Below are 11,714 nucleotides of genomic sequence, written 5' to 3' on the forward strand. Positions count from 1 at the left end.
GGAAGTGAGCTTCCTGCGTCGGCTGAGCCGCGTCTGCGCGGCCGTCGCCGTCGTCCTCGTCGGGAGCCCCCTCGCGGCCGGCCCGGCTGCGGCCGAGTCCTACGTCCGCATCAGCGGCTCGGGCTCCTCGTGGAGCTTCAACGCGCTCAACGCCTGGATCGCCGGCGTCGACCAGCTGGGGATGCGGGTCGACTACGACCCGTCCGGCTCGTCGGTGGGCCGCGAGGCGTTCAAGAACGGCACGGCCGACTACGGCGTCTCGGAGATCCCCTACGGCATCACGGATGCAGGGCAGCCGGACCCGCCGCCCACCCGCAAGTACGCCTACATGCCGATCGTCGCCGGCGGCTCCGCCTTCATGTACAACCTCAAGGTCGGGGCCACGCGCATCACGAACCTGCGGCTGTCCGGCGAGACGCTGACCAAGATCTTCACGGGCGCCATCACGCAGTGGAGCGACCCGGCCATCAAGGCGGACAACCCGGGGCTCACGCTGCCGCCGCGGCGCATCGTCCCGGTCGTCCGCTCGGACGGCTCGGGCAGCACCGCCCAGTTCACGACCTGGATGGCGAGCCAGTACCCGAGCCTGTGGAACGCCTACTGCGCCAGCGCAGGCCGGTCCACGCCGTGCGGGACCACGTCGATCTACCCGGTCAAGGCAGGCTCCGGCTTCACCGCGCAGTCGGGCTCGCTAGGTGTCGCCGGCTACGTGAAGCAGGAGACCGCCGAGGGTGCCATCACGTACGTCGAGTACTCCTACGCGCTCGACACCAACTTCCCTGTGGTCAAGGTGCTCAACAAGGCCGGCTACTACGTCGAGCCGACCGCGGACAACGTCGCGGTGGCGCTCACGGAGGCCCGGATCAACCAGGACGAGAGCTCTCCGCTCTACCTCACCCAGCAGCTCGAGGGCGTCTACGGCAACGCCGACCCCCGCAGCTATCCGCTGTCGAGCTACAGCTACATGATCCTGCCGCTGCAGACGGACAAGACGTTCACGAAGGAGAAGGGGCACACCCTCGCCGACTTCGCCTTCTACTTCCTCTGCGACGGCCAGCAGACGATGCCGAGGCTCGGGTTCTCCCCGCTGCCCCGCAACCTCGTGCAGGCCGGCTTCGAGCAGGTGACCCGCATACCCAACCTCGACGACGCGCAGCCGCCGGACATCTCCCGCTGCAACAACCCGACCTTCTCCAGCAGTGGCGAGAACCTGCTGGCCCAGAACGCGCCGATGCCGGCCGACTGCGACAAGCAGGGGCCGCTGCAGTGCGGCGAGGGGACGGGCGGTGCCGAGGAGGCCACGCCGGTCGCGCCGGAGGCCTCCGGTGGCGAAGGGGCACCGGCCGGCGACGGCGGCACGGCAGCCGGCGGCGAGGCCTCGGCCGGAGGAGCGGCCGCGGGCGGGCCCGCGACCGGCGGGGCCGTAGGGGCCGGCGGCACGGGCGTTCCCGTGGCCGGCGGCACCGGCGCCACGGGTGGCGCGCCCGGCTCGACGGGGGCAGGTGGCTCGTCCACCTCGGGTGGCACCGGGGCGGGCGCCGCACCGGTCGTGGTCGACCCCGACACCGGTGAGGTCATCAGCGGCGGCGGGACAGCCGGTGCCGCTGGGGTGGGCGCCTCCGCGGCCGGCGGCACTGCCGCTGGCGGCGCGCTCGCCGGTGCGGCCGGGACCGGCGGCACGACGACAGCGGGCGGGACGGCGACGACCGTCGGCGCTGCGGGCGCTGCCGGAGGAGGCGCAGTGGGCGGCGGGGTGACTCAGCTCGCGGGCGCGATCCCGGTGTCGGCCGCCGCAGCCGGCGGGTGGGGCCAGCGCGAGTCGCTGATGGCCCTGAGCGCACTGCTGTTGTTCGCGACCGTCCTGTTGCCGCCGCTGGCCGCGCAGCTGCTGGCCCGCCGCAAGGCAGGAAGCCGATGAGGCGAATCTCCCTTCGCCTGTCTCGCCTCCGGCGGGGAGCCGCCCTGGCCGGCGCCGTGCTGCTGGCACTCGGCAGCGTCACGTCCTGGCCCGCGACCGCCGACGAGTCCGCGCCCTCCTCGAGCCTGACGAAGAGCGGCACCGGCGAGTTCGCCGGCCTCGAGGTCACCGTGAGCCAGACGGCGGACCTGGTCAACCAGGTCATCACGGTCTCCTGGACCGGCGGGCGTCGGACCTTCCCGTCGGACGGGAGCTTCGGCGCGAACTACCTGCAGATCATGCAGTGCTGGGGCGACGACGAGGCGGCCGGCCCGAGCCGGGACCAGTGCCAGTTCGGCGGCCTCGCCACGAACGGCGACACCCGCGGCGGCGCGTTCGTCACGACGCGTCAGCTGACGTACGGCAGCCTCGTCGACCCGGCGGAGACCGAGCAGCCGGAGGACGGCGAGCAGGTCGCGTACGCACCCTTCCGGTCGGTGACCGGTGTGGTCGAGCGCGGGCCGCGCAGCCAGTTCTTCAGCGCGAGCACCACCAACGAGCTGCCCTTCGGCCGTACGCTCGGCGACGGCACCGGCCTGGAGTACTTCGAGGCCCAGACCGCGCTCGAGGCGCCCGGCCTCGGCTGCGGCGCGCCCCGCGCCGACGCGTCCGCCGACGGCTCCGTCGCGCCGTGCTGGCTCGTCGTGGTGCCGCGGTCCGATCGCGACGTCGACGGCTCGCGCATCGTGCTCTCCGGGGACAAGCTCCAGTCCTCCCCGTTGAGCGCGAGCAACTGGGCCCACCGCATCGTCTTCCCGCTGCGCTTCAACTCCCTCGCCACTGCGTGCGAGCTGTCCGGTGCCCACCCGCTGTCCGGGCAGGAGGCGCCCGTCGAGGCCGTGGTGCGGTGGCAGAACGAGACGTGCAAGGACGACGGCCCGAGCTTCTCCTACACCCCGCTGACGGACATCGAGGCCCGGCGGCAGCTCGTCGGGAGCAACCCCGACCTGGTCTTCATCTCACGACCCCCGGAGAAGTCAGCGGTCCCTGCTGCCCACCCGGTGGTCTACGCGCCGACGACGCTCTCGGGCATCGTCATCGCCTTCAACATCGACCGGCAGTCGGACTCGTCGGCCCCCGCCTCGGTCAAGGAGCAGGACGGGCAGAAGGTGCCGGAGCTGCGGCTGACGCCCCGGCTGGTGGCGAAGCTGCTGACGCAGTCCTACCGGCTGGCGGTGCACCCGACCGCGACCTACCTCGCGGGGAACCCGTACGACCTGACCCGCGACCAGGACTTCCTCTCGCACAACCCGATGTTCCGTGAACTGTCCTTCCCCTTCCCCGGGATCCCGGAGCTCCTGCTGCCCTTCAAGTCCTCCGACGCGACGCGGCAGGTCTGGGAGTGGATCGCGGCCGACGCCGAGGCGCAGGCTTTCCTCGCCGGGCAGCCCGACCCCTGGGGGATGCGGGTCAACCCGCGCTACGCCGGCATGTCCCTCCCGCTGGACGACTTCCCCAAGCGGGACGACTACTGCCGGACGAACCTGCCGCCGGACGGCCACGAGGAGTGCACCATCGCGATGCACCCCTACGCCAACAACTTCCTGGCGACCGCTCAGTCGGCGAGCAAGGGCGACACGCTCACGAAGTTCTACGACCCGAACGCCCTGCCCAAGGCGACCTACAAGAGCTCCCCCGCCCAGCCGAGCGGCGCGCGTGCCGTGCTCGCCGTCACCGACGCGGCGCGCGCGGCGAGGTACGGGCTCTTCACCGCCAAGCTGCGCAACGTCGCAGGGGAGTTCGTCGCGCCCGACGCCGCAGGCCTGCTCGCAGGCGTGGAGGCGATGAGCCCGGCCGAGGCAGCGCCCAGCGTGCTCGCGCCCGACTACAGGTCCACGGACGCCGCGGCGTACCCGCTCACCAACGTGACCTACGCCGCCACCGCGCCGTCCCGGCTGCGCAAGGCCGAGGGGCGGGCCTACGGTCAGCTCCTGCGCTACGCCGTCAGCGGCAAGGCGCAGGTGCAGGGCGTCAAGGAGGGGCAGCTGCCCTACGGCTACGCCCCGCTGCCCGCGGACCTGCGCGAGCAGGCGCTCGACGCGGCCGACCGCATCGCGGCGGGGGCGGGCGTACCGGTCGCCGTGCCGAGCCCGACCCCGACGCCCCGCGCGACGACGACGCCCACGCCGCGGCCGACAGCGGCGACAACGCCTCGCCCCACGGTGTCGTCCAGCGCACGCCCGACGGCAGCTTCGGCGATCTCCGCTTCGGTCTCGCCCTCCCCGACGCCGGCCGCACAGAGCCCTGCGCCCACGCCGTCGCCGTCGGCGTCGCCCTCGGCCGCCGCCACGCCCGCAGCGAGCGGAAGCCCGTCTCCCACGGAGCGGCCGTCGTCGAGCGCGGCGGACGGCGGTGGGACGGGCGCGGCGCCATCGGTCCCGACGTCGTCGTCGCCGTCGGCCAGCGCGACGGCGAGCCCGTCGGCGACCCCCACGGCGCCGAGCGCCCCGCCGGTGCAGGTCGTCGACGTGCAGCCGGTCGCCCTCACCCCCGCCGACCCGGTCGGCGCCGTGCGGTTCGTGGTCCTGGGCGTCGTCGCGCTCGGCCTGCTGGCCGGCGTCGCCGTCCCGATCCTCTACTTCCTCCCGCGCCGGGACCGTCCGTGACTCCCACGGCCGGCCCCGCTCCTCAACTCCGTGCCGGGCAGCGCGCCCGGCACGTGAACTCTCCTGTCGAAGGGACTCCTCGAGTGAACCGCAAGCGCGTTCTGGCCTTCGCGGCCGGGATCTGCATGATCGCCGGACTGGGGACCGCAGGGTCGGCGCTGGCCGACCCGCCGCAGGGCGAGTACCGCCAGCTCGCCGGCGTCGGCTCCGACACCACCCAGGACGTCATGAACGCGATGGCCGACGCCATCGTCGTCAACGGCCAGAAGCCCATCGCGTCCTACGACGCGTTCGGGTCGGCCACGGTCCAGACGAAGGCCAACCCCGCCTGCACCATCTCGCGCCCGGCCGGCTCCGGCGCCGGCCGCACGGCGCTCGTCACCCAGCTGCAGGCGGGCAACGGCTGCCTCGACTTCGCCCGCTCCTCCAGCCTCAGCCTGGGCGCGACCACCCCGGGCCTGACGTACGTCCCCTTCGCCGTCGACGCCGTCAGCTTCGCCGTCAGCAGCGACAGCCTCCTGCCGCGCCGGCTCACGCTGCAGCAGGTCAAGGACATCTACAACTGCAAGAACGACGCCCAGGGCTGGAAGCCGCTGCTGCCGCAGGCCGGCTCCGGCACGCGCAGCTTCTGGCTGTCCACCCTGGGGATGACCGAGGCGCAGGTCACCGCCAGCCCCTGCATCGTCCAGACCGTCGCCGGTGCCCCGATCCAGGAGCACGACGGGCGCGTCCTCGACAGCTCGAGCATCGTCCCGATCTCGGTCGCGCAGTGGGTCGCGCAGACCGAGGGCACCGTCGCGGACGTGCGCGGCAAGGCCGTCCTCGGCGTCATCGACGGCAACCTGCCGATCGTCCTCAACTCCGACTTCGGCGTGAAGCGCGACGTCTACAACGTCGTGCCGACCTCGAAGCTCGGCGAGAGCCCGTACAAGGAGATCTTCATCGGCAAGCAGTCCGAGATCTGCAAGAACACGGGGATCATCACGCAGTACGGCTTCGCTCCGCACACGGACTGCGGCAGCGACACGCGCCGCACGTCCTGAGCCGTAGGGACCGCGTGGAGGTGACCGTGATGCGAGCCGTGAAGCCAGTCTGGGGCGCTGCCGCGCTGCTGACGGTGGCGTGCGTCGCGGCTCCTCCGGCCGCTGCGGACGAGGTGGAGCGCCGCCCGCTGCTGGTGGTGCCGGAGTCGGGCCGTGACGTCTCGCCGATGTCGCTGCAGACCACGGGCAGCTGCACGCTCCCCGCGACCAACGTCGTCGGGCTCGTGCGCGGCCCGGGCTTCCCCGAGGCGGGGCAGGTCGTCGTCGGCAACACCGACGTCGGCGTCTCCTCGTCGGCGGCGTTCTCGCTGCCGCTGGGGGACACCCTGCGGTCCTACGCAGCCCAGCAGCAGCCGCCCGCGCCGCTGAAGGGGACGTACGAGCTGGTGCTGAGCTGCCGCGAGCCACTGGGGCCGTCGCTGCTCGAGTACCGCGCCGAGCTCGTCCTCCCCGGGGACGGCACCTACACCTTGAAGCCGGTCGGGGCCGGCCGGCCCGCGGGGAGCGCGCCGGGCCCCTCGGCGGCCACCCCTGGTGCCTCGGCCCCGGTCGCCGCTCCTGGTGCGCCGACCCCATCGGCCGCGCCCGGGACCGCTGCGCCGGGCGCGGGTGCGCCTTCTGCGGCGGGCCCGCCCCCCGGCCCGTCCGCGGCTGCCGTCGCGACGCCGCAGGTGCAGACCGTGGCGTCCTCGCACCGCACGTCGCGGCTCGGGCTCTCGGCCCTGCTGCTCGTCCTCGCTCTTGCCTTCCTGATTGCCCTGTGGCGGCCGTTCGCCGGCAAGCGCCACAGCTGAGAACTTCCTCGAATCTCCTTCAGAACGGGAGCACTTCCGTGACGTCCACGCGATGGAGGCGGCGGTACGCCGCCGCCCTCACGACCGCGGCGCTGGCCGCCGGGACGGGGCTGGCGCTCGCCGGCTCGGCCGGCGCCGCGCCTGCCGTCGGGTCCCTCACCTTCCTCAACACCGCCGGCGGGACGGGCACGTTCGCCGACAACGCCCCGGTCAACGTCAAGACCTCCGCGGCCTGCCCGCCCGGCAGCACGAACGTCGTCGGGATCCTGCGCGGTGCGGGCCTGCCGGCCGCGGGCGCCGTCGTCGTGGCCAACACGGCCGCCGGCGTCTCGACCTCCGGCGCCTTCACTATGCCGCTGCGCGCCTCGCTGCGCGACATCGCGGCCGAGCAGACCCCCGCCGCGAGGCTGCAGGGCCGCTACGACATGACGCTGCGCTGCCAGGACTTCTCCGGCGCGCAGAACCTCGGTGAGTTCACCGGGACGGTCTGGTTCACCTCGGCCACGAGCTACCAGACGACCCAGCCGATCGTCACGACGACGCTCGCGCTGTCGGCTGCTCCGGCCGGGCCGGTCACGGCGGGCGCGCGGGTCACCCTCACCGCCGTCGTGGCGCCCGTCGAGGCCACGGGGTCGGTGCAGTTCTTCGACAACGGGGCGGCGCTCGGGAAGGCCGATGTCGCCGGCGGCCGCGCGCAGCTGACGACGGCCACGCTCGGCGCCGGGACGCACAGCTTCACCGCGGCCTTCTCCGGCGACGTGGCCGAATACCTGAACTCCACCTCGGCCGCGGTCGGAGTGCGGGTCGACGCCCCGGCCCCGGCTCCGACGCAGCCCGCGCCGGCTCCGACGCAGCCCGCTCCGGCCCCGACGCAGCCGGCACCGGCCGCCACGCAGCCGGCGCCCGGCTCGGGCACGCCCGCCCAGCCGCTGCCGAAGCCGACGGTGAGCCGGGCCACGCTGGCCGGCAAGCCGTACGTCGCCTCGAAGGTGACGTGCAACGTGACGGTCAGCGGCGCGGCCAGCGTGAGCTACGCCTGGCTGCGCGACGGCAAGCCCGTCAGCGGCACCGCGAAGACCCGCGCCCTCACCAAGACGGACCTGAAGCACACCTTCGCCTGCCGCGTGACCGCCACGAACGCGTCCGGCACGACGGTCGTGACCAGCGCCGCGGTGCGCGTCGGCCCTGCCGCGCTCAAGGCAGCCAAGGCCCCGTCCGTCGCGGGCAAGGCCGTCGTCGGCGGCAAGCTCACCGCGAAGGCCGGCACCTGGTCGCCGAAGGCGACGTCGGTCAAGTACCAGTGGCTCCGCGACGGCAAGGCGATCTCGGGCGCCAAGGCCGCGACGTACACGCTGAAGAAGGCCGACAAGGGCCACACCGTGTCGGTCCAGGTGACGGCCGCCCGCAAGGGCTCCTCGCCGGGTGTCGCGGTGTCGCGGGGCCTGAAGGTCAAGTAGTGAGCTCGACCCTCGAGGTGCAGGAGGCCCGGACGGCGACGCCGTCCGGGTCCTCCGGCCGACCCTCCCGCCCCGCGCGCCAACGCATTCCGCTCCCGCGCCGGCGCTCCCTGCCGCCCGTCTCGCGTGCGCTCGCCGGAGGGCTCGGCGCCCTCGCGGCCATGCTCCTCGGCTTCGGCCTGCAGCTCGGCGTGGTCGGTGCGGTCCAGCACGACCGCGACCAGGAGGTGGCGTACGACGACTTCCGCGGCGCGCTCGCACTGGCCCTCGCGCCGGTGGGGCAGGCCGACTACGAGGGCAAGCTGCTGCAGCCCGGCGCCGCGGTCGCGATCCTGGAGATCCCCAGGCTCGGGCTGCGCGAGGTCGTGGGCGAAGGCACCACCTCGGAGGTGCTGCAGTCCGGCCCGGGGCACCGTCGCGACACGGTGCTCCCCGGCCAGGCGGGCACCAGCGTCGTCTTCGGCCGGCGCGCGGGCTACGGCGGCCCCTTCAGCGGCATCGCGGGGCTGCGGATCGGCGACGCGATCAGGACGACCACCGGTCAGGGCGAGGCGACCTTCCGCGTCCTCGGCGTCCGCCGCGCCGGCGACCCGGTCCTGGCGCCGCTCGCGCCCGGCGCCGGACGGCTCACGCTGGTGACCGCTGACGGCGACGCGTTCTTCCCGCAGGGGGCGCTGCGCGTCGATGCCGAGCTGACGAGCGCCGCGTTCCCCGCGCCGGCGAAGGTGGTCACCGCCGCCGACCTCGGCGCGTCCGAGCAGCCGCTCGCCGGTGACAGCAAGGCTTGGGTCCCGCTCGTGCTCTGGGGCGAGGGGCTCCTGCTGGCCGCCGTCGGCTTCGTCTGGGCCCGTGCCCGCTGGGGGCGGTGGCAGGCCTGGATCGCGGGCGGCCCGGCCCTGGTCGCACTGGCCCTTCCGGTCGCGGACTGCACGTCCCGACTTCTGCCGAACCTGCTGTGACGAATCCTCCTTCTTTAGAAAGCAGTCTCGACGTGACCGTCACCGAGTCGCCCGTGCCGATGCAGCGTACGAGCCCGTCGACCTCCCTCGCCGCGCTCGAGGGTCGTGCCGTGTCGGCGTGGTTCGGCTCGCACAAGGTGCTGGACCGCGTGTCGCTGACGATGCCGGCCGGTGCGGTCACCGCGCTCATCGGCCCGTCGGGGTGCGGCAAGTCGACGTTCCTGCGCATCCTCAACCGGATGCACGAGCTCGTGCCCTCCGCGGCACTCGCGGGAGAGGTCCTGCTCGACGGCGAGGACATCTACGCCCCCTCGCGCCGGCTCATCGACGCCCGGCGGGAGATCGGCATGGTCTTCCAGAAGCCGAACCCGTTCCCGGCGATGAGCATCTACGACAACGTGGTGGCCGGCCTCAAGCTCACGGGCAAGCGCGTGTCGCGCTCGGAGAAGGACGGGCTCGTCGAGTCCTGCCTGAGCCGGGCGGGCCTGTGGAAGGAGGTCAAGGACCGCCTCCGCCAGCCGGGCGGCGGCCTCTCCGGCGGCCAGCAGCAGCGGCTCTGCATCGCGCGCTCGCTCGCCGTCATGCCGCGCGTGCTGCTCATGGACGAGCCGTGCTCGGCGCTCGACCCGACGAGCACGCGCCGCATCGAGGAGACGATCGGTGAGCTCAAGTCCGAGGTCACCATCGTCATCGTGACGCACAACATGCAGCAGGCTGCGCGCGTCTCGGACTTCTGCGCGTTCTTCCTGGCCGAGCAGGGCACGCCCGGCCACATCGTCGAGGCGGGGCCGACGACGGCGATCTTCGAGACGCCGCAGGACGCGCGGACGTCGGACTACGTGCACGGGCGCTTCGGCTGACAGGATTTCGTCGCGATGCCGCATCGTGTCGACTCCCGGCTCGCACGATGCGCCACTCTGCCGATAGGTCCGCGAGAATGTGGCATTCTGCCAAACGGGGCTGGCGCGACGCGGCATCGTGACGACGAGCGGGGTGCCCGGTGCGCCGCCGTGCGGGTAGGTCGCGAGAATGCGACATCCTGCCGAACGGGGTCGGGCACGATGCGGCACCGTGACGATAGGTCCGCGAGAATGCGGCACTCCGCCAAACGGGGGCGGGCAGGATGCGGCATTCTGCCGAACGGCGTTCCGGCGGGGGCGTCACTTCCCGGCCACCGGACGTACGCCGGCGCGCCCCGTCGTGCACACCGGGCGGACGCCCGCCGCCGGCATCGTGAGGGCTTTGCCACCTCACACCCGTCGAAGGGATCGCGCATGCAGCACCGCCGCGTGCTCGCCGTCGCCGTCGCGGCGGCGGCCGCCACGAGCGCACTGCCCGCCACCGCGTACGCCAAGACCTCCGCTCCGCGGGCGACAGCCGCGGCCGTGAGCGGGTTCGACCTGCAGGCCCACCGCGGCGGCCTCGGCCTCCGCCCCGAGAGCACGCTGTCGTCCTTCGGCAACGCCCTCCGGCTCGGCGTCTCGACGCTCGAGCTCGACATCCAGATCACCGAGGACGGCAAGGCCGTCGTCACCCACGACCGCCGGGTCAGCGCGACGCCGTGCCGAGACACCGCACCGGCCTTTCCCGGCGACCCGGAGTTCCCGTACGTCGGCAAGTACGTCAAGAACCTCACGCTCGCGCAGGTCAAGACGCTCGACTGCGGCCAGCGCAACACGAGCCCGGCCACGGACCCGGTGACCGCCACGCAGGAGAAGGTGCCGGGCTCGCGCATGCCCGAGCTGCGCGACGTGCTGAGCCTGGTCAAGCGCTACGGCGCCAAGGACGTGAAGCTCAACGTCGAGACCAAGGTCGAGGCCGGCGCCCCGAACGAGACGGCACCGCGCGAGCAGTTCGTGCAGGTCGCGGTGCAGGAGATCCGCAACTCCGGAATCCTGGACCAGGTCACGATCCAGAGCTTCGACTGGGGCACGCTGAAGCGGATCGGCGAGGTCGAGCCGCGCCTGCCGCTCGTCGCGCTGACGAACTACGACTTCCTCCAGACCGGCCAGCCCGGGGCGTCCCCCTGGCTCGGCGGCATCGACATCGACGACTTCGGTGGCGACCCGATCGCCGCGATCAAGTCCTTCGGCGCCACGGCGTTCTCGCCCGTGCACGGGTTCCCGCAGAACGGCAAGGTGACCGATGCGGGCTACCGGCCGTACGTCACCAAGGCCATGGTCGACGCGGCCCACGCGGCGGGCATCAAGGTCGTCCCGTGGACCGTCGACGACCAGCCGACGATGCGCAAGCTGATCGACGACGGCGTGGACGGCATCATCACCGACTACCCGGACCGGCTGCGCCAGGTCATGGCCGAGCGCGGTCTGGCCCTGCCGAAGCAGTACGCATCGCCGTTCGACGTGCAGGCCCACCGCGGCGGCCGCGCCCGCCTGCCGGAGAACACGCTCGCGGCCTTCGCGAACGCGCTCTCCGACGACGACATCTCGACGCTCGAGTTCGACACCGGCATCACGCAGGACCGGGTGCCGGTCGTCCTGCACGACCGGACGGTCAACGGCTCGCACTGCGTCGACACGGCGCCCGTGACCTCCGGTGACCCAGAGTTCCCGTACGTCGGCAGGGCCGTCCACGATCTCACTCTCGCCCAGCTCAAGACGCTCGACTGCGGCAGCAAGACGCTGTCGGCGGAGCTGCCGCAGCAGCAGGCCGTGCCCGGCGCGCGGATCCCGACGCTCGAGGAGGTCCTCGACCTCGTCAACGAGAGCGGCCGCGACGACATCCGGCTCAACATCGAGACGAAGCTGAGCCCGACGGCTGACGACACGATCCGCTACAAGACCTTCACCCACGAGGTCGTCCGGGAGATCAAGCGCGCCAAGCTGATCGACCGAACCACGTTGCAGTCGTTCGACTGGCGGACGATCCAGTACTCCC

At 73.0% G+C, this 11,714-nt stretch carries 8 protein-coding genes and 1 pseudogene; all 9 read left to right on the forward strand.

Features of this window, described 5'->3' with window-relative positions:
• The first annotated feature begins 4 nt into the window (after positions 1-4).
• A complete protein-coding gene (locus tag G9H71_RS13780; RefSeq protein ID WP_331272985.1) occupies positions 5-1,918 on the forward strand; it encodes a phosphate ABC transporter substrate-binding protein PstS in 1,914 nt (637 codons plus the stop codon).
• Positions 1,919-1,974: 56 nt separating this feature from the next.
• The gene (locus G9H71_RS13785; RefSeq protein ID WP_231134787.1) at positions 1,975-4,563 is read left to right on the forward strand and encodes a hypothetical protein; all 2,589 of its coding nucleotides are present in this window, start codon (positions 1,975-1,977) and stop codon (positions 4,561-4,563) included.
• A gap of 83 nt (positions 4,564-4,646) precedes the next feature.
• Positions 4,647-5,606 (forward strand): substrate-binding domain-containing protein, encoded by a 960-nt coding sequence (locus G9H71_RS13790; RefSeq protein WP_331272986.1) that lies wholly within the window; start codon positions 4,647-4,649, stop codon positions 5,604-5,606.
• A gap of 38 nt (positions 5,607-5,644) precedes the next feature.
• Positions 5,645-6,400: a hypothetical protein gene (locus G9H71_RS13795; protein WP_166282689.1), complete on the forward strand. Its 756-nt coding sequence runs from the start codon at positions 5,645-5,647 to the stop codon at positions 6,398-6,400.
• A 38-nt stretch (positions 6,401-6,438) separates the two neighbouring features.
• Positions 6,439-7,857 (forward strand): Ig-like domain-containing protein, encoded by a 1,419-nt coding sequence (locus G9H71_RS13800; RefSeq protein ID WP_166282793.1) that lies wholly within the window; start codon positions 6,439-6,441, stop codon positions 7,855-7,857.
• A complete protein-coding gene (locus G9H71_RS13805) occupies positions 7,857-8,816 on the forward strand; it encodes a sortase (protein WP_166282795.1) in 960 nt (319 codons plus the stop codon). Before G9H71_RS13800 ends, G9H71_RS13805 begins: the two co-directional genes overlap by 1 nt.
• A gap of 59 nt (positions 8,817-8,875) precedes the next feature.
• Entirely contained in the window at positions 8,876-9,676 is an 801-nt protein-coding gene (locus G9H71_RS13810) for a phosphate ABC transporter ATP-binding protein (RefSeq protein ID WP_166282805.1), read from the forward strand.
• Between the two features lie 414 nt (positions 9,677-10,090).
• Positions 10,091-11,164: pseudogene (locus G9H71_RS13815) on the forward strand (glycerophosphodiester phosphodiesterase); the annotation flags it as partial.
• 15 nt (positions 11,165-11,179) lie between these two features.
• On the forward strand, positions 11,180-11,714 hold a 535-nt coding region (locus G9H71_RS25540; RefSeq protein ID WP_407939741.1), incomplete at its 3' end, for a glycerophosphodiester phosphodiesterase family protein.

Source organism: Motilibacter deserti (assembly GCF_011250635.1).
In the GTDB taxonomy this organism is placed as follows: Bacteria; Actinomycetota; Actinomycetes; order Motilibacterales; family Motilibacteraceae; genus Motilibacter_A; species Motilibacter_A deserti.